Genomic DNA, 22,305 nt, shown 5'->3' with positions numbered 1-22,305 from the left:
TGACAAAACCAGCTGAATGGGCGGAGCAAGAAGCACAGCAAGAACGGTCACAAGGCCGTATAGAGCCGATCGTCAGAAGCCGAGGCGATCGCGAGAGCAAGCGGCATCACGCACAACAGGGGAAACACGTATCGAGTCGCCTCCTGATAGAGGGATGTAGGGCCGACGTACAACGTCATCGCGGTCACCAGCATCGGGGACATCCATATCACGGTACGCCAACGGGCGACGGTGCTGTATCCGCCGTCACGACGACGACACAACGCGAGGAACACGCAGAACGATGGGAGGATCGAACCCCAGAGCGCCTTGCAGTACAGCAGGTTCAACACCGGAATTTGTCCCAATACCGTATCCATATGGCGGAACAGCGAGCCGCCGATCGTAGTGTCCCGCCATCCGACGACCGTTTCCATATGCTCGTAGCGATGCACCGAATCCGCCGGAATGCCCAAATCGGCGCCTCCCACGTCATTCAGGTCCTGCGGGGTCGGGAAGGAAAACCACCCGGCAGCGAGTCCAGCGAAAGCGCTGGCATATGGGCCCGGATTCAGAAAAGCGTGCTTCAGCCAAATCATCATGAAAGCCCGTTTGCCCGTAGAACCGTGAAGATTGACCCGATCCTTGACCGGATCGGCGGCCGTGTATCGGTATGCGGAGGCCAGAGCGCCCGCGTCCTTGGTATAGAACGCCTCGAGCGCGGCACGTTCTCCGTCAGTGAACGTGTCCCCCTCGTGTATCCATGCATTGGCAACCTGTTGGATGGGCAACGCCAGCGATTCCTGCGGGCGGCCGTGCCGGATATCCACTATACGCGAGGCCGCCTGCGGCACCACGGTCGAGCAGACCAGCAACGTCGCCACACCAAGCATCACACATGCGGCACGCATGTGGACGGCCATCTCGGCGAATGCAAGCAGCAGCATCGATCCCAGCACGATCAACGCTCCGGTTTTCCTTGACAGTCCCATGCCGACGCAAATCAGTATGAACGGCATGAGGAATGCCGGCACACGCAGCACCGCGGCCTTGGTCCGCACGATCTCGCAGAACATAATGACGAACACGACAAACATCGGCATGAACACCGTATCCTTGACAAGCGTGCCGAACATGCGCGGAAAAGGCGGAAACAGGGCGAAGAGCAATAAGCATGCGATGCGAGCCCTCCAGGAGACGCCGTATCGCCACAGGTAAGTGGCAAGCGCCGCCAGCGTTGCCGCAGCGGCGACCGTCTGCAGCACGATGAGCATGAACAATCCAGCCTGACAGTCATGCCATGCGAGCTTGCCGACTTCGGCGAATGCGCCGAACAGCAGTGAATCCATGAATGGATGCTGGTCCCACAGCACACGTGGAGACGATTCAAACTGGGCGATCTGCAACGTGGTATCCCACCAGTAGGCGCCCGGGTACGACAGCGCGAGATACGGCAGCCAGCAAACGACGATCACCGCAGTGCCGATCGCGATGTCGGGCACGGCGAAACGCATGCGCAGCAGGCGACGCCAGCCGGCCGACGTGGTATCCGCAACATGTGTCGCCGGACGTTCCGGCGTACGCTCCGTCACGTCCAACATCGTCTGTGTCGAGGCATTTTCCGTTCCACGACCGGTGGCGGAATGTTGGAGCAATCCGCGTGCGCCAGCAAACACGATCGTCATCAGCGGCACGAACAGCAACATCAGCAGATACAACCCGATACTGCGGAACCTGATCTGTCCGTCATGGTAAGCGGCATAGGTGCACAGAGCGAACATCATCCCCAACATCACAGGCACGGCATACTGCCATGTCACCGCATGCGTTGCCTCGACTTTCTCCGATTCCATGACACTCCCGGCTCGATGGATGAATTGCTCCCGTTAGTGTCGCGCCGTATGAAATCCACCGTCATCGTTCCCGAGGACGATTTACGCCACCGACATGAACGCACGTTGAACGAGAGCTAAAACCCGTTGTCGGGTCGGTTCGCAGCGTATCGGCCCGTAGCCGCATCACTTGGACGCAAGCTTCTTCAGGTCCACCGGGCATTCGATCTGGGACTTGAGCTTGTTGAGGGAGTCGAGGGTGAGGGCCGAGCCGGAGCCGTCCGTGCTCGTCGAGGAGCCGGACGAACCACTGCCGGACGAGGACGACGATCCCTTGCCACCGGACGCCCCGGAACCGGAACCCGACGACCCAGAACCGGACGTACCCGAACCCGAACCCGACTCATCGGACCCGCTCACGCCATCCGTCCCGTTGATCGCGCCGCTGTCGCCGGCATGCACGCCGCCATCCGCGGAACCGTCACCGGAACCGTCCGAGCCGGAACCGGCATCGGTCCCGGCCAGCGCCGCATCCTCGGCCGCATCCGGCACGTCCGTGCCGCACTCGTCGGTCACGGCGCCGCCGGTGCCCGTGTACGTGCCTTTCTCGCCGATCACCGGCGTCGTGACGAAGTCGAGCGCCCGCGCGCCGGCCTTCTCGGACACGCGCACCGTGTACACGATCACGTCCGTCTTGCCGGGCGCGAGGCCGTCGTCAGACGGATCGAGCACCACGAACTGATGATCATCAACCGAACCGTTCGCCTGCATCACCGCGTTGCCGTACGAAATCGCCGTGATTTCGCCGCCGGCCGGGGCCATCAGGGTCGTGCGCAGGAACATCGAGCCGGTCTTGTCCTTGCCGGTCACGAACTTGGGCAGTTCCTTCGCCTGCTTTTCGGTCAGCGTGTTCTTCAGGCGCAGCACCACCGTGTATTCGTCGCCGAGCGTGCTCGCGTCCACGCCGGCGAGCTCGGTGGACATGGCGGGCGCGTCGGCCGCCTGCTCGCTCGACAGCGTCGCGTTGTACGCGTTGAACGTCTTGCCGCAGGTCTTCGTGACGGTCGCGCTCACGTCGAGATACCAGCTGAGCTTGCTGGCCTGCAGTTCGGAGAAGTACGCGCCGGTCACCGGCTCGGTTTCGGTGCCGGGCAGGAGTCCGGCCGCGTTCGCGTCGATCACGCCGGTTTGCACCAGCGCGGCGAACTCGTCGTCGGATTGCATCCACAGTTTGAAATGCGAGCTGGCCGACGTGTCACGCACGGCCTTGAGCACGGCGGACGCGGTGGACGTGTTCAGCGAGGAGAAGACGTGGTTCATGATCTTCTTCGACGCGGCGTTCGTGTACTTGTTCTGCTCCTCGTACTTGGGATGGTCGTTGTACAGGTCGTGCAGGAAGAACTTCACCGTGTTCGTACCGTCGAGCACCTTGCCGTCGGACAGCGTGACCGAGCCGGTCGCGCCGATGAGCGACTGCATGAACACCGGGTCGAGCGCCACCACGCCGGCCACGTTCTTCTTCGTGTTGCCCTTCTGCGCCTTCCACTGGTTCGCGAGCGTGATCGCGGCGCGGCGGAAGTTCGGGTTCATGGTGGTGGTCTGCGGGTACTTCCAGATCCACTCGCCGAACACCTCGGCCTCCTTGACGTTCGCCTCGTCAAGCGGTTCGGTCGCGTATTCGAAGTCGGTGGTGGCCGAGAAGTCGCCGATCGTCACCTTGCCGTGGTCCGCGGTGACCGCGGCGACGTTGCCGACCATGCCGCCGGCGGAGCGCAGTTCGGCCGGGTTGTAGATCGCGACCAGATACGTGCGCGCGCCGTCGTCGCCGAGCAGTTGCGGGACGAGGTTGATGAGCTCGTCGTATTCGTCGAGCAGGTTGTCGGCCGACTTGAGGCCGCTGCGGCCGGCGGAGACGAGCTGGCTTGTCGCAGACAGCCGTGTGTCGTGGATGGTGGCGAGACGCTTCTGTTCGACAGCGATGTCCGCGCGGGCGTCCTTGACGACCTTGGGCAGGTCGTTGAGCGGGCTCAGGTCGATGGTCTGGCTGCTCGACGAGAAGCTTTTGAGACGGGTGAGCACGTCCGACATGTCGGAGAACGGCCCGTCGACGAGATTGCCGACCGCGTCGAGCATGGTGCGGGCGGCGTCGATGTCGTTGCCGTACGCGGTATGGTCGCGGATGAACGTCCATTTCGGCGTGTTGAGCTCGTCGCGCAGGGCGCGCGCGGAGGTGACGAACCGGCTTGACGCGGTGGGCACGTCAACGTCGCCGCCGCAGCCGAGCGCGCTGTTGGCGATGCTTTCGCCCGAGCTGACCAGTTCGGTGGCGTCCGCGTACATGCGCGCCACCGACACGCCGTAGAACAGGATGGCGGACAGCACCAGGCCGGCGGCGGCCGTCAGCGCGTACAACGCGATGCGGGCGAGTGTGACCGGTTCCCTCTGCGGTGTGCCGGAGCCTGCGCGGGCGGCGTGCTGAGAGGGGTTCTGGCGCATGGGTGGCTCTCCCGTCGTGGCTGGTTCGATACGCGGTTACGCACCGTATCGTAGCGCGCCAAAATGAAAAAGGCATGGCGTTCGCCCACGGAACGCGCGGATTGTTCACGTTCACACGCCGCGCTACGTAGTCAGTACTGAAATCGCGCTTGTTGGCGGCACTGGCGTGCCGCGACGCTCCCCCAGTCACGGCTGCGCCGTGCCAGCCCCCTCAGCCGAGGGGGCCGAGACTCCACCAGCTTCATAACTAACGCGTCGAACGTATGGGATGCCGCCTTACGCAATGCCCTGGCAGTAGGTGACTTCGATGTAGCGGTTGGCGAGGCCCATGAACTGACCGGTGTCCGGGTCGGTGATCGCGCCGGTTTCGGGGTCGATGATGCCGTTCGTGTCGGCGTCGAGCAGCGTGCCGTCGGCCGTGGTGATCGTGTTCGTCGACGCGTTGTACGTCGAACCGTCGTCCGCGCCGCCCGTCGTCGCGCCGTCGGACGAGCCGGCATCGGACGTGTCGCCCGTGTCCGAACCGTCGGTCGCATCAGTCGAACCGTCGGTCGTGCCGTCGGTCGACGCGTCCGAACTGGAATCGTCCGTCGACGAACCGGACGAATCGGACGAGCCCGACGACTGCGTGCTCGTCTCGACGAGCGGCTTGCGGTCGCGCAGCTTCTTCCACATCGCATCCGCCGTCGTGGCCCACACCACCGTGGCCTGCGGGTTGAGCGGATCGGCCTCGATCGGCACCGTCTGCGAATACAGGCGCGACGTATCGAAATCCTTCAGGCTCACCGCGAGTCCGGCCAGCGTGGCCACGTCCGCAAGGCTTTCGCTCATCTGCACGGACTGGATCGCGGCCTTCGCCAGCTGGTACAGCTGGCCCGTCTGCGTGACGTAGTTCTTCGACAGCGCGGTTTTGACCAGCCGCTTGATCAGATACTGCTGGCGCGTGGTGCGCATGATGTCCGAACCGTCGGTGCCGGTGCCCTTGCGCATGCGCGCGTACTGCGTGGCCTGCGTGCCGTCGAGATGATGGATGCCGCGCTTCAGGTCGAGCTGCGTGGTGTCGTCCTGCGTGTCGACCGGCACGCAGATGTCCACGCCGCCGATCGCGTCGACCATGTTCACCAGACCGCCGAAATCGACGACCATGAAGTTCTTGATGTCCATGCCGGTCAGCGAGTTCACGGCCTTGAGCGTGCAGCTCGCGGCCGACGCGAGATCGCCGCCGGTCGCGTACGCGTTCGCGAAGATCGAGTTGAACCGCACGTAATACTGCGCGGCGATCTCGCCGTTCGTCGTCGTGCAGCTCGGCACGTCGACCATCGAGTCGCGCGGAATCGACACCAGATTGATGTACGAGCGGTCCGCGGCGATCTGCATGACCATCGTCGTATCCGAGTTATGGAGCCCCTGCGTATCGTCGGCCGCGCCGCCGACCGCCGTGTTCGCGCTGCCCTCGCGCGTATCCTGGCCGATCAGCAGAATGTCGATCGGTTCGTTCGCGTACGGGTCGACCAGCGTGTTCTCCGTATCATCCTTGCCGTCCTGCACGATCGAATGCACGCCCTGCGCCTTCACCGTGCCGGACATGTCGTTCCACACCGCGGCCGCGGCCGTGCCCACGAACGTCAGCGCCGCGATCAGCACCATCGCCACCACCGTGACCGCCCGATGGCTCACCTGATATCCCAGCGAATGACGCGGCGTGCCGGCACGATGCCAGACAAGATTGGGCAGTTCGTCGGAAGTCGTGAGCTTGTGCGCGGCCATGGTCTACCTCCCGCTCGCCGAGCGCAGCCGGTGCGCGCCGTCCATGCCCGCGCACGGCCACAAGCCGAATGACGATCCTGACGATCCGTGAATGGAAGGCCGTGAATCTCGCGACGAATCGCGATGCGACGCGGGTTCGCTCCGCATGGAGCCGCCGACGATGCGCTGTTGCGCAGCGAATTGCATGTACGTAGGGGAAGTATAACAGAAAGTGACCTTCCGGTGAACAGCAATGCTTTCGCGACGGGACGCCGCTTTCGGCTACGTTGTCTTGTGCGACCGGGATTCGGGGACCGTTGCGCGACGCCGTCCGCGCATGTCGCGTTCAGGATTTTCCCAGACTTATTGCAGGACTACAGTAGACTTCGACAAGAAAACATCCACATACCACAGCCATAGTGTTGCCACGGGATGCCTACGCCCTGCCGGCACGGCACGTCCCGGCCCAATGCCGGGAACGTTCGCAACCGGCGGCATTCCGGCCAACGCAACCGACGGCACGCGCCATGATGACGCGCGACCGCCCAACTCGGGAGAACTGGAGAAGCCGCATGTTCGTTCTCAAGAACGCCTGGGGTCAACTCGTGCGCCACAAACTGCGCACGGCGCTGATCCTCGTCATCGCACTCGTCGTCGCCTTCGGGTCGCTGTTCACGCTGTCAGTGCGGCAGGCGAACACCACGGCAACCGTCACCGACCGCGCGTCCCTCGCGCCGGGCGCCATCGTGCGCATGACCGCCGACCAGCAGGCCAAGTACGACGGCACCGACTCCAGCTGGGTCAAGAACTACCTGACCACCGACACATACAACGGCTACTACGCGGTCGTCACCACCGCCAACATCACGCTCGCCAACGTCGCCGCATCCGAATCGTTCCCCGTGCGCCAAACCAGCGGCTCCATCCAGGCCATCGCAGGCAAGTCCGACGCCGACGCGAGCAAAACCGGCGGCGAATTCACGCTCAAGGCGTTCACCTCCGTCAACACCGCACGCGACAACGACCTCGGCTCCTACAAGGTCGTCAAGGGCAAGCATCTGAGCTACTCCGGCAAGGCCGAGAAGGGCGCGCTCATCTCGCAGGCGCTCGCCAGCAAGAACAATCTCAAGGTCGGCGACAAGTTCACCATCGCCAGCCCGTCCGACGCGAAGAAGACCACCGAACTCGTGGTGCGCGGCATCTACGAGTACACCGACGAGGCGGCCGCCGGCCACGGCTCCGACGCCAAGCTCGCCAAGGACAACCGCGACAACGCGATCTACGTGGCCTACAGCACCATGTACGCCACCGAATGGGCCAACGAGAAGGCCTCCGACTGGAGCAAGCCGGACCTGAGCTACGTGTTCGAATTCAGCTCCATGAGCGACTACAACAAATTCGTCAAGAACGTCAAGAAGACGATCAAGGCCGGCTACGAGGTGTCCTCGCCGACCATCGCCAAGTACGAGCAGAAGATCAAGCCGATCGTGTCGCTGAACGAGCGCATGAACACGGCGTCCATCGCGTTGCTCGCGGCCGGCGGCGTGCTGCTGCTCGCGCTCGTGCTGCTGAGCGTGTGGAAGCGCGGCGCGGAGATCGGTGCGGCGCTGGTCTGCGGCGTGACCCGCGGACGCATGGGCTGGCAGCTTATGCTCGAAGCGTTCATCCCGCTGCTGGTCGGTCTCGGACTCGGTCTGTTGGTCGGCGGATTCGCGGCCAAGCCGCTCGGCGCCTCGCTTGCCACCGGCTACGCGACCACCGTGGACGGCGGCATGATCTGGCATGTCGGCTGGATCGGGTTGGCCTGCGTGCTCGTGCTCGGCATCGTCGCGGCGCTGCGCGTGTGCTGCTTCGGCCCGAAGAAGCTGTTTGCGGCGCGCGGCGGCGTTGCGTCCGGCACTGCATCCGAGGAGGTGCAGGCATGAGCGACGCACGCAACAACGATGACATCTACCAAACCGTTCGCGAATCCGCGAACGAATCCGCGGACGACAGCAAGAAGGACGACATGACGACCGACACCACCGACAACGCGACCGACGAACGCGACGAGACGACGCCTGCCGAAGCAACGGCCACTGGCACGACCGGTGCGGGCGAACAGCCCGCCGACGAGGCGCAGGACGTGCAGTTCAGCATCGTGTTCGACGATGACGACGACAATGCCGACGCCGCAGAGTCCGCGGCGGACACCACCACAGCGGACGACGACGCGACCGTCGCCGTCGACCTTGCGAACGCGGCCGACGGTCTCGCATCACCGGCATCCGCTGACGACGATGCGACGAACGCCGAATCATCCGCCGATGCCGTCTCCGGCAACGCCGTCATCGGCGACGTGGCCGGCGTGGCCGCGGCCAACGCGGCGCGCGTCAACGAAACGCTCGCGCTCGGCAAGCAGGACGACGCGGTCGCACAGGCCGCCGCGATTCCGGTCGACGCCGACCATCACGGCGCTTCGGCCGACGACCAGTCGCTGCGCCTGTCCGTCCGACTCGACAAGGAACTCAAGGCGGGCCGCGAGGACGACAAGCTGCTCAAGGCATACCCGTCGCTCGCGTTCAACAAGGTGACGCTCACCGACCGCAAGAGCGGCCACAACACGCTCGACCGCGTGAGCGCGTCCTTCTACAAGGGCCACCTGTACGCGGTCCGCGTGGACGGCGACGACGAACGCGTCGCGCTGCTCGGCCTCGTGACCGGTATGACGCGTCCGACCGACGGCGCGGTGATGAACAAGAGCCTCAACGTGCTCGAAATCGATCCGGGCGAACTGCTCGGACACCGGTTCGGCCTGATTCCGCAGCGCTACGCGGTGCGCGACGATCTGAACGCCGAGCAGAACGTGCTGTACGCGATGGACGCCTCCGGGCGCACGTTCCTCAAGCCGAAGCCGGTGCTGGCGCGTGAGCTGCTCGCGCGCGTGGGCTTCGACGCGGACACGCCGAACGTACCGGCCGGCAAGCTGCCGGAGGTGCAGCGGCGTCTGGTGGCGATCGCGCGCGCGATCTCGTGCGACGCGGAGGTCATCATCGCCGACGAGCCGACCGGCGGTCTGGACGCGGACGACAGCGTGACCGTGCTCAAGACGCTGCTGTCGCTCACGCACGGCGACAACAAGCGCTGCGTGGTGGTGCTCACCTCCGACGACGAGGTGGCCGAGGTCGCGGGAAGCGTCACGTATCTGAGCGAGTAGGATCGCAAATCGGATGTTCATACCGGGTCCGTAACTCCATCGAAAGAAGTCTTCCGGCGATTCCGCCGGAAGACTTCTCCATGCGCCGCTCTTCACAATGCTGGCGGAGCCTCGACATCCAATTCATGGACAGCCTTCGGTTGATGTGTTGTCGGCTCGTTCCTCCGCCTACAAACGTCTCCCTCCGTCGGCGCCTATCCAACATGATCCTTGCCATAAACCAACGCTGAACACCCTCGCAGCGTTGGTTTATGGCGGGAATCATCTATCACTCGCCAAAGCCCAACGCAAAAGGGGTGCTTGGCGTTGATTTATGGCGAAAGCCGTTGACTGCTCACCAGAAACCACCGCAAAAGAGGGTTTGGAGCGTCAGCTTATGGCGGGAATCATCTGTTACCCGTCAATGCCGCATGGACGCTTGGCGCCGGCTCCTGGCCAAAACCTTCAGCTGGATCGGCGGTCGGAGTGGATCATGACGGATGACCGTATATCCCGTACCAAGTTATCCACAAGACAGTTATCCACAACACGCCGATAAGTCGAGTCTGCGTCCACATACCTCGAAAACCGGTGGACACCGGGATGATTGAGAATATGGTCGGAGCATGAAAACGCATCATCGAATCAATCGCTTGCTGGCGGAGGCTCATCGCGATGGACGATGCGCCATCCCGCAAAATGATGCCGACCTTATGGCTTTGTCCCGCCGTGTCCGATGCGGGCAGGTGATACGTCCCCATCGTGGATTGTATGCGGACGCGACGTATTGGAACGGCTTGAACCCTGCAGTCCAGACCGTGCATATGGCCAAGGCCCTATCGCTACGTCATCCGGGTTGGGTGTTCGCTGGGCCGACCGCCGCCGCCATATACAGATTCGACCATCAGTGGAGTATCCACCGTCCGGGATTGTATGTGGCGGATTCCGTTCGCAGTTCCGGTCCACGATGCGGGCTGAACTACATTTCCATGTCGTCGATTCCGTCCACCGTCGTCGGTGGTGTGACGGTAACTTCCGTTCCTCGCACGCTAGTGGATTGCGGTCTGCTACTGCCGTTCTGCCAGGCTCTGGCCATCTTCGATTCGGCGCTGCTGAGATCAGGCGTGACGAAGGATGAGGTGCGGGAGTTCTGCAGCGGTGTGCGTCGGGATTGCACGCCTGTGAGTCGTCTGTTGGATTATGCGGATCCACGCAGTGAAAACGGAGGGGAATCCCTGTTGCGCGCCGTGATCGTGGAGGACGGGTTCATGATTCCGGTGCTGCAGCATGTATTCGTGAATCCGAACGATCCGAATGAATGGTACCGGGCGGATTTTGTCTGGTTTCTGAGAGATGGTCGCATCATTGTGGCCGAATATGACGGCATGGCGAAATACACGGATCCCGCCATGACTAATCGGCAGTCCATCAGAACGGTGGTGAACCGGCAGACCAGACGGGAACGCGCCCTGCTGACATGGGGAAAGGTCGATGTGATTGTACGAGTCGATTACGATGACGTTGTTCGCCGTACTCCCGTGACGATAAAGCTGACGGAGGCCGGGGTGCCCCGTGCAGGCGAGCCGTTCCGATCGGGATGACGCTGATTCCAATCCGGAGGGGCTAGCCTCGTTCCCCTCGCCGGGACACAGCCGGATGATGATTCTTGCCATAAACCAACGCTCAACGCCCTCGCAGCGTTGGTTTATGGCTAGAGCCGTTGACTGCTCACCAGAGACCAACGCAAAAGGGGTGCTTGGCGTTGGTTTATGGCGGGGACCACGAGGTTGTTCGCCATAAAGCAAAACGCGAGAGAGCGGTTTCAAAAGCACAGCCTATGGCGGATGGTGTAAGCCATGAGGCGCAGCGGGGAGGGGGCGGATGCGGCCCTGCTGGTGGATGGCAGGCCCCTTCATAGACTGGGGTGCATGAGCAAGCATCACCATCGCGACCGCAGCTGGGCGCCCGCGCCGCCTGCGCTGCCGGCCGACGCGCAGGTCATCGACAATCACACGCACGTCGCCTCCGTCGTACCGTTCGCGCGGGCCATGAGCCACGAGGCCGTCGAAAAGGGCCAGCCGGAAGTCCCCGTGTACGGCGTCGACGAACTGCTCGCGCAGGCCGCGGCCGTCGGCGTGAGCGGCATCATCGACTGCGGCTGCGAACTGCCGAACCTGCAGGTCGCCATCGACATGGCCCGCGAACATCCCGGCCAAGTCCATGCGGCCATCGCGATCCATCCCAACGAGGCCGTGCGCCACGGCCATCGCGCCGCACCCGGACCGGACGGACTCGCCGTCAAGTACAAGCCGTACCACGACGTGAGCTTCGACGACGCCATGGCCGAAGTCGACCGGCTCGCGCGCGCCTATCCCAAGCAGGTCGTCGCCATCGGCGAAACCGGCATGGATCTGTTCCGCACCGGCGAATCCGCCAAGCACCTCCAGATCGAGGCGTTCCGCGCGCACATCGCGCTCGCCAAGGAACTCGGCCTGCCCATGCAGATCCACGACCGCGACTCGCACGCCGAAGTCATCGACACACTCCTCGCCGACGGCGCGCCCGAACGCACCGTCTTCCACAGCTATTCCGGCGACGCCGACATGGCGCAGGTCGCCAAGGAGCACGGCTGGTACCTGAGCATGTCCGGCACGTGCAGCTACAAGGGCAACGACGGCATCCGCGAATCCGCGCGCATCGTCGGACTCGATCACATCATGGTCGAAACCGACGCGCCATACCTGACGCCCATGCCGTACCGCGGACGCACCAACGCGCCGTACATGATCCCGTACACGCTCGCCGCGCTCGCCGACGTGTTCGACCTGCCCGTGGCCGAAGTCGCGCGCGCGACGCGGCGCACCACGCGCGAGGTGTACGGCATCTGATGACGGCCTGTCGCGGACGTTTGCGTGGTTGGCGTGATCGGTGCGATTGGTGCGTGATCGCGTGTGATTGATGTGTGCGATTGGCTCACACGGTTGCGTGATTAGCGTGGTCGCGTGATCGTGCGACCGCAATGCGACAGCCGGTCAACGGATGTCTACACGATTCAGCCGTGATTGTGTGATGATTTGGCAAACATTCGGCACGCGCCTATACTGACCGCTTAAGCAACGAAGAAGTCCGCCGGAACCCTCCGACGGGTTTCTTTGCATGTGAGGTGGTGCATGAGCGGGGAAACTCCCCGCCAATGTGGAGGATGCGTTATGGCGCAACAACCTGACGAAACCCTGCTGAAAGCCGACACGTTCACCAATGTGCCCAAGGTTTCCCGCAGAACCCTGACCGAAGAGGAAAAAGAAGAACTTACCAAGCAGCGCCAGGCCGAACAGAAAGAGGCCGTAAAGCTGTACGAAACCGCGTCCAAGGGACCACTGGGACGCTGGTGGGCCAAACTGCAGTCCGGGCCCGACAAAATCTCCCTCGCCATGTCGATCGTGGCGCTCGGCGTCGTCTACGGCGACATCGGCACCTCGCCCCTGTACACCGCGCAGACGTTCCTGTCCGGGCAGGGCGGCATCGCGAACGCCGACCGCGAGGCCGTGCTCGGCCTGCTGTCCCTGATTTTCTGGTCGATCACGCTGATCACGACCGTCAAATACGTGCTCATCGCTATGCGCATCGACAACAACGGCGAAGGCGGCATCTTTGCGCTCTACTCGCTGATCCGCCGCCACGGATCGTGGCTCGCGATCCCGGCCATGGTCGGCGGCGCGGCGTTCCTGGCCGATTCGGTGCTCACGCCGGCCGTGTCCATCAGCTCCGCGGTCGAAGGCCTGACGACCCTGCCGCAGATCGAGCCGCTGTTCGACGCAAACCCCGACCTGACGCTCATGATCACGGTCGTCATCATCGTCGTGCTGTTCTGCGTGCAGTCGCGCGGCACCGAAAGCATCGGCAAGGTGTTCGGCTCCGTCGTGCTCGTCTGGTTCACGTTCCTCGCGGTCGTGGGTGCGGTCAACCTCGCCGGCGACTGGACCGTGTTCGCCGCGCTCAACCCCGTCTACGGCATCAAATTCCTGTTCAGCCCGCACAACGCCGCCGGCATCGCGCTCATGGGCACCGTGTTCCTCTCGACCACCGGCGCGGAGGCGCTCTACTCCGACATGGGCCACGTGGGCCGCGGCAACATCTACTTCACCTGGCCGTTCATCAAGATCTCGCTCGTGCTGTGCTACTTCGGACAGGGCGCGTGGATGCTGCGCAACCAGCACAATCCGGCGCTCGCCCGCGTCACCACGCTCAACCCGTTCTTCCAGATGATGAACCCGAACGTGCGCTACGTGGCCGTGATCCTGTCCGTCGCGGCCGGCGTGATCGCCTCGCAGGCCCTCATCACCGGCGCGTTCACCATGGTGTCCGAAGCGACGCGACTCAACTGGATGCCGCACCTGCAGGTGCGCTACCCGGCGCGCACGCGCGGTCAGCTGTACATTCCGGTCGTCAACGGCGTGCTGCTGGCGGCGACGCTGTCCGTGCTCGCGCTGTTCCGCGACTCCGAGCACATTTCCGCCGCGTACGGCCTTGCGCTCACGGTCACGATGATCACGACCACCGTGCTGCTCGCCGTGTACATCTGGTACAGCGGACGCCGGTTCGGCGCGGCGCTGTTCCTGCTCGTGTTCCTCGCGATCCAGTTCATGTTCTTCATCGCGTCGATGGCGAAGTTCCTGCACGGCGGCTGGTTCACCATGCTGCTCACGCTCGCGATCCTGTTCGTGATGTACACGTGGAACGAGGGCACGAAGATCGAACGTTCGCAGCGCCGGCACATGAAGACCGCCGATTTTCTGCCCGCGCTCGAACGGTTGCACGGCGACTTCCGCATCCCGTACTTCGCCGACAACCTCGTGTACATGACCGCCGACTCCGAAATGCGCCGGCTCGACACGGACATCTTCTTCTCGATTTTCGCCGACCACCCCAAGCGCGCCCGCGCATGGTGGGCCGTGTCCGTGCAGACCACCGACGAGCCGTTCACGCGCGAGTATTCGGTCGAGAATTTCGGCACCAACTTCCTGTTCCGCGTGCGCATCCGCCTCGGGTTCAAGGTCTCGCAGTCGATCCCCGTGTACCTGCACCAGATCATGCACGATCTCAACCGCTCCGGCGAGCTGCCGCAGCAGAAGTCGCTCTACCCGAAGGTCGACGCCGATCCCGACATCGGCACGATCCGCTACGTGCTGGTCCACAAGGACCTCATGCCGGAATCGAAGGTCACCACGCGAGGCGCGATCGCCCTGCGCACCAAGTACGCGATCCGTCACGTCGCCGGCTCGCCGGTCAAATGGTTCGGCCTCGCGCCGTTTAATCCGATCATCGAAGTGCAGCCGTTGTTCATCGCCACGCGCCGCCCGCCGCGGCTCAAGCGCGTGCCGCTCAGGAAGCCGAACGACGGGCGCATGGCCGAATCAGGTCAGCTCGCCGAACTCGTCGCCTCTGTCGAGGATGGGGCCCGCGACGCGAGCGGGCGGCCGGAGCGGAGCGCTGCCGGTTCGGTGGGTGTGCCGGGCGTGCCGGGTATGACGGGCATGGCGGGTGTGCCCGACATGCGGCCCGTCGCCGAACCGCAGCGCCACCGGCTCCCCTCCGACGGAGAGACCACCGTCGTCATGCAGCGCATTCCCGCCGAACCGGGCAAGGCCGGTCGCAAGAACCTCAACGGCACGGCCGGCGGGTCTGATCGTGCGGCGACGGACGGTTCGGTGCATGGCGGTTCGGTGCGTGGCGGCTCCGCGGGCGCGCCGGCGGTTGAGCTAAAGCCGGCGGACGGGCCGAAACCCACGACCGAACCGAAACCCACGGCCGAACCGAAACCCACGGCCGAACCGAAGCCCCAGGCCAAGCCGAAGCCCCAGGCCAAGCCGAATGCCCCCGAGCCGAATGCTAAGGGCAACCCCAAGACCAAGCTATAAGGAACACCTATAACCGCGCCGCCATGTCGCGGCGCGGCTCCGGTACAGTAATCAACCATGTGCAGATTACTGGGATACGCAACGGCAGGGAACAACCTGAGCCTTAACGACGTGCTCGGTCAATCCGCAGCACGCGAGTTCGTCGAGCTGAGCGAAATCCACAACGACGGCTGGGGAGCCTCGCTGATCTCCGAGCCCGCGGACCCGCCCCACGTCCGGGACGGCGGCGCGCCCGCGCCCGAAACCGGCGTCAAACTGTACAAGAGCACCATCGCTGCTTACCGCGACCCGCTGTCCGCCGACTTCGCCGCCGATCCGGCGCGCGGCGCGCTGTGGCACCTGCGTCTGGCCAGCTCCCACCAGCCGCTCATCATGGAGAACCAGCAGCCGTTCTTCGCGAACGGCCTGTCGTTCATCCACAACGGCGACATCTCCGACGAACGCGGCGTGAACATCATCCACAACCGCGACTATCCGGTCAACCGCGGCGCGTTCCTGTCCACCGGCGGTCGCTCCGATTCGGCGATCTTCTTCTCGATCATCCTCGAATACGTGGCATTCGGCTTCGCGCTCGATGAGGCCGTGGCTCAGGCCGTGCGCCAGCTGCGTCAGGCCTACCCGAAGTCGAGCTACAACTGCATGATCCAGAGCGAGGACCAGTTCATCGCGCTGTGCGCGGCCGGTCGTGAGGTCACCAGCCCGCGCATCGTCGAAATCTACGATCAGTACGGCAAGGCCGACAAGGCGCACGACTACCGCGTGATTCGCTATCGTGCGATCGACGCCGACCAGCGCACCGGCAAGCCGTCCGGCGTGGTCGTGGCCAGCTCCGGCTTCGCGCAGGACGAGGCCGACGGCTGGACGCAGCTGCACAACGACCAGATGATCGTCGCCTCCAACCGCACCGGCGAATTCCGCGTCCGCTCCATCTGATCGCCCTACAATGGCGGTATGAGCGGATACATTCCCACACTTGAACAGATCGACGAGCTGCATCGTCGCATTTCCCCCTCCGAAGCGGCGTACGAGCTCATCCACACGCATTGCGTGATCGTCGCCACCATCGCCTGCCAGCTGGCCCGCCGGCAGAACGCGCTGTTCTCCCGGCGCTGCACGCTGCCGAAGGACGCGCCCGAACTGCAGCCGGTCGACGTGAACGCCGGACTGCCGGACGGTGCGGCGGATATCGCGCCGACGGATGCCGTGCCGAAGGATGCCACGCCGACGAATGTCGCCGCGTCGGACGCGTCGGACGCAACGATGGGCCTGTCATGGACCGTGCCCCCGACCGGGGGAGTGGAGGGTGGCAAAGTGCCGCCGCGCCTGCTCGACGAGCGCCTTGTCATGATCGGCGGCCTGCTGCACGACATCGGTACCTACCGCGTGCTCAAGCACGACGGTTCCGACGGCGAACCGCTCAAATTCGACGGCAAACGCTACATCCTGCACGGCCTGCTCGGCTACGAGTGGCTGCTTGAGCAGGGCGTGGACGAATCGGTCGCCCAATTCGCCCGCAACCACACCGGCGTGGGACTCACGCGCGAGGATGTGATCCGTCAGGACCTGCCCCTGCCGCCCGACGACTACGCGCCCGTCAACCTCGAGCAGGAAACCGTGATGGTGGCCGACAAGTTCCACAGCAAGTCCACGCCGCCCAAGTTCCTGTCCGTCGACGCCTACACCGCCAAGGCCCTGCGCTTCGGCGAGGAGAACGGCCGCCGCTGGCTGGCCCTCGTAGAGCGGTACGGCCGGCCCGACATCGCCGCACTCGCGGAGAAATACCACATGCGCATGGTGTGACGCCGGCTGCGGCGCGAAAGAGAGCAGACGCCAATAACCGCGGCGCCTAGCAGCCACTCGACAGGAGACGTAGCAGCCGCTCAGAAGGAGAGCGGGCGCACGTAGGAGCCGATCTGCGGGATGATGCGCGCGAGCGAGCCGTCCGCCTTGTGCACGAGCGGCGCGAACACGGTTTCGCGGTGGCAGCCGTTGCCGCCGTGCCAGCGGCCGACGGGGTTGTACGCGAAGCGGTGGTAGGCGACGATCCATTCGTCGGTGCCGGGGATGTTCACGATGTTGTGGTGTCCGGTGGCGTACAGCTTGTGCTCGGGATCCTGCTCGATGAGCGTGCGCGGCTCGCTCCACGGACCGTGCAGGGACGGTGCGGTCGCGTATTTGACGCAGTATTCCGGATCGCGCGCGTCGTTTTCGCTCCAGCTCGCATAGTAGACGCCGTCGCGCTGGTGCAGCCAGATCGCCTCGCGGAAGTCACCGGGCACCCAGCTGAACGCGCGCGATTCGTCGAACGAAACGCAGTCGTCGTTAAGCGGCGCGGCCCACGCGCGTCCGTTGCCCCACAGCAGATAGCGCGTGCCGTCCTCGTCCACGAACACGCCGGGGTCGATCGTGTGGCAGTCGAACGTGCCCTTGCGGATGATCGGCTCGGGCTCGGCGACGAACGGTCCGTACGGCGATTCGGCGACGGCCGCGCCGATCTGCGATCCGGCGACGAAGTAGAACACGTAGCGTCCGTCGGGACGCTGCACGATGCTCGGCGCCCACGCGCCGTCGGAGCCGTCCCACCACGGCACGTCGCGCAAGTCGAGCGCCGGGTAGCGCTTCCACGAGGCGAGATCGTCGGACACGTACACGCTGAACGCGGTAGTGCCCCAGTTGTCCACGCCGTCGTCGGTGCAGTAGAGGAAGTAGTGCCCGTCGAAGATGGCGAGGTTCGGGTCGGCGCAGTAGCGCTGCAGCGGGTTGGTGGCAAGCCGCATATTGTTGACGCGATGCGGCAGTTCGTCGCGCGGCACCGCGCGGACGACCGGCTGTTCGAGTACGGTCATAATGTTCAGGCCTTTCTGGTGTTTTGTTGTTCGCTCGCGCGATCGGCCGCCAAGTCGTTGCCGGCACCACGTTGCGCCCGGCCGTGCCGAACCTTCGCGAATCGTGCGATTACATGCTATGTATCGTTATACATGACGACTTGAATCGAGACAAATCGTGTTGCAGTGTTTTGTCGTGAAAATGGGGACACAATGGGAACACATACGGCGATGGCCGCACCCCACACCGGAGATGCGGCCATCGTCACGGGTACGTCGCCGGTTTACGCCGACGGGCGGGACGCCCGCTACTTGACGTACTTGTCGTACGCCTTCTGCCACAGCTGGGTCGGCTCGTCGATGTTGAGCTGCTTGAGCTGGTCCTGGAACTGCTGCCACGTCGCGTCGGTGGTGCCGTCCTGCACGAACTTGGCGACTTCCGGCATCGCGTAGTCGAACACGTTGGTGAAGTCGTTGGCAACCGTGGTCTGATCCGCCTCGTCGAGACGAACGTAGATCGGCATCATGTCCTTGGTGTGGTCATAGTTCTTGTACTGCTCGGCGTTGGCCTGATCGGCTTTCTGGATGGAATCCATCGATTGGTCGCCCTTGATGGTCACGCTGTCCGGAATCCATCCGGCGAGACGGTCGGCGAGGGCCGGTCCCTTGCCCGCGGCCCACGCATCGCGCTGCGCCTGGGTGATGGTATAGGTGCTGTTGCCGTTGTCCTCCAGGTATTCGGGAATCGCGCCGTACAGCTGCTGGACGGAGTACTTTTCGGAATACAGCAGGTTGATGACCTTCAGGCAGGCTTCCTTGTTGGCCGCGTTCGCGCTCATGGACATGTGGTAGTCCTCGAACTCGTTGTTTTCACGCGAGCCGTCCCACACGGTTTCGGACGCGGAGACGCCCGGCGCGGACGGCACGGGGATGGTGATGTACTGCTTGTACAGATCGGAACCGATGTCGCCGAACGCGGTGCCGTCCCAGCCGAATGCCGCGCCGACGGTCGCTTCGGAACCGCCGGGCTGCAGCTGCGCCCAGTACTTGCTGTCGTCGAGCGTCACCCAGTTGTCGGGCACGAGGCCGGCCTTCTTAAGCGAAGCGAGATAGTCGAGCACCTGACGGAACTCGTCGGTCTGCATGTAGTTGCCGACCTTGCCGTCCTTGACGTAGATGCCGTTGCCGGATGGGCCAGCGTTGTACTGCGTGACGATGCCGGTGGAGTTGAGGAACAGGAACGGACTCCACCACATGCCGACCTGCGCGGTCGGCAGGGCGCGCAGGTGCATCGGGATTTCATCCTGCTTGCCGTTGCCGTTCGGATCCTTGGTCTTGAACGCCTCGAGCACCTTGGTCAGCTCATCCCAGGTGGTCGGCACCTTGAGCCCGAGCTTGTCGAGCCACTGCTTGTTAATGAGCATGTGCTGTCCGGAGGCGAGGTAGCCCTTGCCGCGATCGGACGGCAGCACGCGAATCTTGCCGCTGACCTCGACGAACTTCTTCGCGATGGGCTTTTCTTCGAAGAACTTCTTGACGTTGGGCATCTTGTCGATGTCGTCGGTGAGTTCCTCGAACACGTCAGGATTCTTGGCGGTGTCGTCCGGATTGTAGGCGCGGATGTTGAGGTCCGCGACGTCACCGGCCGCGAGGGAGGCGTTCTTCTGCTGATCCCAAGCGCTCTGCTGGACTTCCTGCCACTTGATCTTGACGCCGGCGTCCTTTTCAAGGGACTGCGTCCACGCCATGTCTTTCATCGGGATCTGCGTGCTGGCCTTGACGACCAGAATCTTGACGACCGGCTTGCCGGCCGAAGTTTTGGCGTTGTTCGCAGTGCTGGCGCCGCACGCCGCAACCGACGCGAGCATCGCCAGCGATGACGCGGCCGCAAAGCCCTTGAGAATCACACTGCTCTTCCTGGTGCGCATGATTGTTTCCCGTCTGTGTTGACTGTAGCTGGCATCCGTCCTTGAATACCAGCCTCTCGTTTGTTTGAATCGTGTCAAACAAACAACGGCTATGTTATATCGAATTTCTTGAATCGTGTCAACCAGTTACGCCGAGCCTCGCGTGTCGCATCGGCCGAAACACCCCGCCGCGACCGCCGCCGCACGGCGGAAAACGGCGCCTCCGACGACTCCCGACCATATCCACGGTCATACCGCAACCGTCGACCGCCAAACTGTCCGCACCCGCTTGCATGTTGGATACAAGGAGAGAAATTATGGAAGGTTCCGGCGAATATGCGGTCGCGTTCGACGACACGACCGTCAATCTTGATCCAAATCTACTGGTCACGCTGTGGCGCGTCGGATCGGAGGGATCGCTGACCGCGGCCGCGCGCGTGCTCGGCTGGTCGCAGCCGGCCGTCAGCCAGCAGGTGCGCAAGCTCGAACGCGACTGCGGCTGCCAGCTCATCGAACGCACCGGCCGCGGCGCCGCGCTCACGCCCGCCGGCGCGATCCTCGCCAAGCACGGTGAACTCATCGCATTGCGTCTCGCGCAAGCCGGCAAGGAATTCGCGGAATACCAGCGACGCACGGACACGTCGCTGCGTCTGCTCGCGCCGCCGTCGATCTGTTCGACGATCGTCTCGCGCGCGCTCGCCAAGCTCAGCGTCGACTCGCCGATCGACGTCAGCCTCGCGCAGAGCGAACCGCCGGAGGCGATCGCCGACGTGGCGCACGGCGAGGCCGACTGCGCGGTCGTCTTCCGCTACGAAAGCATCCCGCAGTATCTCGTCATCGACGACGATCTGCAGTTCGACTATCTCGGCAACGATCCGCTGCTGCTGCTCGTTCGCAAAACGCCCGATCCGTCGCGCGGCGAGTCCGCCGGCACACGCGCGCCCGACGCAGCCGAAGACGGAACGCAGACGACGCGATCGGCGCAGCAGGCCAGTGACGCGCACCCCGTCGGACACCCCGTGCACCTGCGCGAATACGCGGACCACGGCTGGATCGCCGGCTGCCCGTTCTGCCAGACGAATCTGCTGAGCATGGCGCGGCGCGAGGGATTCGAGCCGGACATCACGTACTGCGTCGACGACTACGCGACCACGCAGAGCCTCGTCGCGATCGGCGCGAACGTGTCGATCGTCTCGCGACTCGCGTCGATGGCACCGCTGCCGGCGAATCTCGAGCTGCTGCCGATCGACGACCCGTACGCGAGGCGCGGCGTCGGCATCGTCACGCGGCGCGGCGACGACCGGCCGGCCGTGCGCACGCTCGTCGACGAGCTGCGCTGGGCCGCCGCTCCCCTGCTTGAACCTCCCCTGCCGGAACACTGAGGCACCGGGATTCCGGCCGCCGTCCCACCATTCCGCAGCCATTGCGCGACGGCTCGATCCCGTCACGCACCGCAACGCATGACCCATTCGTTTGCTTATGGATCGTCTAAGCGACATGCGGCGTTCGCGGCTTCCGTGACCCCTGCCGAAGCGCGAGAGTAGAGGCATGGATTACGTGAAGGACATCATCGGATTCGACGCCCAGGCCATCGACGCGCTCACCGCGGACAAGCTCGCGCAAAACGGCAGCGATAAGTGGTCGCGCTACCCGGGCTGCGTGGGCGCGTTCATCGCGGAAATGGACTTCGGCCTCGCGCCGTGCATCCAGCGCGCCATCGACCGCGCGGTGCAAGGATGTGCGCTCGGCTACATCCCGACGCCGTGGAAGCGCCACGTCGCCAAGGCGTGCGCCGACTGGCAGCGGCTGCGTTACGGTTGGAACGTGGACCCGGAGCAGGTGCGCGTCGTGCCGGACGTGGTCGAGGCGTTCGAGATTTTCCTGCGCGAGATCGTCGGCCACGGCAACCGCGTGATCGTGCCAACGCCCGCGTACATGCCGTTCCTGAGCCTGCCGCGGCTGTACGACGTCGAGCTGGTCGAGATGCCGATGCTGCGCGTCGACGGCGGCGACGGCGGCAACCGCAACGGCAACGGCAACGGTTGCGACGGCAACGCGGCCGACGGCGACTGGCTGTTCGACTTCGACGCGATCGAGGCCGCGTTCCGCGACGGCTGCCGCGCGTTCGTGCTGTGCAACCCGCACAATCCGATCGGCAAGGTCTGCACCACCGACGAAATGCTGCGACTGTCCGCACTGTGCGAACGGTACGGCGTGCGCGTATTCTCCGACGAGATTCATGCGCCGTTCGTGTTCGACGGCCATCGTCACGTCCCGTTTGCCGCGATCAACGAGACGACCGCGCGACAGGCGTTCACCGCCACGTCCGCGTCGAAGTCGTTCAATATTCCGGGCACGAAGTGCGCGCAGGTGATTCTGACGAACCCCGACGACGTTCGCATGTGGGAGGACCGCTGCGAGTGGTCG

12 protein-coding genes and 3 pseudogenes are annotated in these 22,305 nt (G+C 64.2%); 10 read left to right on the top strand and 5 right to left on the bottom strand.

Annotated elements, in window-relative coordinates; all coding sequences use genetic code 11:
- Window positions 1-47: 47 nt before the first annotated feature.
- The 3 genes from KIH79_RS09640 to KIH79_RS09630 form a co-directional block, all read right to left on the bottom strand.
- On the bottom strand, window positions 48-1,832 hold the full coding sequence (locus KIH79_RS09640; RefSeq protein ID WP_219059193.1) for a DUF6020 family protein: 1,785 nt from the start codon (window positions 1,830-1,832) through the stop codon (window positions 48-50).
- Between the two features lie 165 nt (window positions 1,833-1,997).
- Entirely contained in the window at window positions 1,998-4,307 is a 2,310-nt protein-coding gene (locus KIH79_RS09635; protein WP_219059192.1) for a DUF4012 domain-containing protein, read from the bottom strand.
- A gap of 276 nt (window positions 4,308-4,583) precedes the next feature.
- Window positions 4,584-6,074 (bottom strand): LCP family protein, encoded by a 1,491-nt coding sequence (locus KIH79_RS09630; protein WP_219059191.1) that lies wholly within the window; start codon window positions 6,072-6,074, stop codon window positions 4,584-4,586.
- 551 nt (window positions 6,075-6,625) lie between these two features.
- Here KIH79_RS09630 and KIH79_RS09625 point away from each other — a divergent pair.
- The 8 genes and pseudogenes from KIH79_RS09625 to KIH79_RS13245 form a co-directional block, all read left to right on the top strand.
- Window positions 6,626-7,978 (top strand): FtsX-like permease family protein, encoded by a 1,353-nt coding sequence (locus KIH79_RS09625; protein WP_219059190.1) that lies wholly within the window; start codon window positions 6,626-6,628, stop codon window positions 7,976-7,978.
- A complete protein-coding gene (locus tag KIH79_RS09620) occupies window positions 7,975-9,249 on the top strand; it encodes an ATP-binding cassette domain-containing protein (protein WP_236023782.1) in 1,275 nt (424 codons plus the stop codon). Before KIH79_RS09625 ends, KIH79_RS09620 begins: the two co-directional genes overlap by 4 nt.
- 605 nt (window positions 9,250-9,854) lie before the next feature.
- Window positions 9,855-10,829, top strand: a complete 975-nt coding sequence (locus tag KIH79_RS09615; RefSeq protein WP_236023781.1) for a CTP synthase — start codon at window positions 9,855-9,857, stop codon at window positions 10,827-10,829.
- A 327-nt stretch (window positions 10,830-11,156) separates the two neighbouring features.
- A complete protein-coding gene (locus KIH79_RS09610; RefSeq protein WP_219059189.1) occupies window positions 11,157-12,116 on the top strand; it encodes a TatD family hydrolase in 960 nt (319 codons plus the stop codon).
- A gap of 321 nt (window positions 12,117-12,437) precedes the next feature.
- Window positions 12,438-14,615 (top strand): annotated as a pseudogene (locus KIH79_RS09605) (KUP/HAK/KT family potassium transporter); the annotation flags it as partial.
- A 588-nt stretch (window positions 14,616-15,203) separates the two neighbouring features.
- Entirely contained in the window at window positions 15,204-16,079 is an 876-nt protein-coding gene (locus KIH79_RS09600; protein ID WP_219059188.1) for a class II glutamine amidotransferase, read from the top strand.
- A gap of 18 nt (window positions 16,080-16,097) precedes the next feature.
- Window positions 16,098-16,277 (top strand): annotated as a pseudogene (locus KIH79_RS13250) (HD domain-containing protein); the annotation flags it as partial.
- Window positions 16,278-16,421: 144 nt separating this feature from the next.
- Window positions 16,422-16,946, top strand: a pseudogene (locus KIH79_RS13245) (HD domain-containing protein); the annotation flags it as partial.
- A gap of 80 nt (window positions 16,947-17,026) precedes the next feature.
- On the opposite strand, the gene KIH79_RS09590 reads toward KIH79_RS13245, so the two are convergent.
- Complete coding sequence (locus KIH79_RS09590; RefSeq protein ID WP_219059186.1) at window positions 17,027-17,992, bottom strand: family 43 glycosylhydrolase; 966 nt, start codon at window positions 17,990-17,992, stop codon at window positions 17,027-17,029.
- A 287-nt stretch (window positions 17,993-18,279) separates the two neighbouring features.
- Entirely contained in the window at window positions 18,280-19,899 is a 1,620-nt protein-coding gene (locus KIH79_RS09585) for a type 2 periplasmic-binding domain-containing protein (protein WP_219059185.1), read from the bottom strand.
- Between the two features lie 296 nt (window positions 19,900-20,195).
- On the opposite strand from KIH79_RS09585, the gene KIH79_RS09580 reads away from it, so the two are divergent.
- On the top strand, window positions 20,196-21,260 hold the full coding sequence (locus tag KIH79_RS09580; RefSeq protein WP_219059184.1) for a LysR family transcriptional regulator: 1,065 nt from the start codon (window positions 20,196-20,198) through the stop codon (window positions 21,258-21,260).
- Window positions 21,261-21,426: 166 nt separating this feature from the next.
- On the top strand, window positions 21,427-22,305 hold an 879-nt coding region (locus KIH79_RS09575), incomplete at its 3' end, for an aminotransferase class I/II-fold pyridoxal phosphate-dependent enzyme (protein WP_219059183.1).

Source organism: Bifidobacterium miconis, assembly GCF_019331735.1.
GTDB classification, from domain to species: domain Bacteria; phylum Actinomycetota; class Actinomycetes; order Actinomycetales; family Bifidobacteriaceae; genus Bifidobacterium; species Bifidobacterium miconis.
Note: the sequence above shows the minus strand (reverse complement) of the source record. Positions and strands in the feature narration are given on the sequence as shown.

What these genes read in the sequence shown, in the direction of transcription:
- KIH79_RS09590 (WP_219059186.1), bottom strand. Translation starts at nt 17,992, where the DNA reads ATGACCGTACTCGAACAGCCGGTCGTCCGCGCGGTGCCGCGCGACGAA.
- KIH79_RS09625 (WP_219059190.1), top strand. Translation starts at nt 6,626, where the DNA reads ATGTTCGTTCTCAAGAACGCCTGGGGTCAACTCGTGCGCCACAAACTG.
- KIH79_RS09600 (WP_219059188.1), top strand. Translation starts at nt 15,204, where the DNA reads ATGTGCAGATTACTGGGATACGCAACGGCAGGGAACAACCTGAGCCTT.
- KIH79_RS09580 (WP_219059184.1), top strand. Translation starts at nt 20,196, where the DNA reads ATGGAAGGTTCCGGCGAATATGCGGTCGCGTTCGACGACACGACCGTC.
- KIH79_RS09615 (WP_236023781.1), top strand. Translation starts at nt 9,855, where the DNA reads ATGAAAACGCATCATCGAATCAATCGCTTGCTGGCGGAGGCTCATCGC.
- KIH79_RS09620 (WP_236023782.1), top strand. Translation starts at nt 7,975, where the DNA reads ATGAGCGACGCACGCAACAACGATGACATCTACCAAACCGTTCGCGAA.
- KIH79_RS09635 (WP_219059192.1), bottom strand. Translation starts at nt 4,307, where the DNA reads ATGCGCCAGAACCCCTCTCAGCACGCCGCCCGCGCAGGCTCCGGCACA.
- KIH79_RS09630 (WP_219059191.1), bottom strand. Translation starts at nt 6,074, where the DNA reads ATGGCCGCGCACAAGCTCACGACTTCCGACGAACTGCCCAATCTTGTC.
- KIH79_RS09585 (WP_219059185.1), bottom strand. Translation starts at nt 19,899, where the DNA reads ATGCGCACCAGGAAGAGCAGTGTGATTCTCAAGGGCTTTGCGGCCGCG.
- KIH79_RS09610 (WP_219059189.1), top strand. Translation starts at nt 11,157, where the DNA reads ATGAGCAAGCATCACCATCGCGACCGCAGCTGGGCGCCCGCGCCGCCT.
- KIH79_RS09640 (WP_219059193.1), bottom strand. Translation starts at nt 1,832, where the DNA reads ATGGAATCGGAGAAAGTCGAGGCAACGCATGCGGTGACATGGCAGTAT.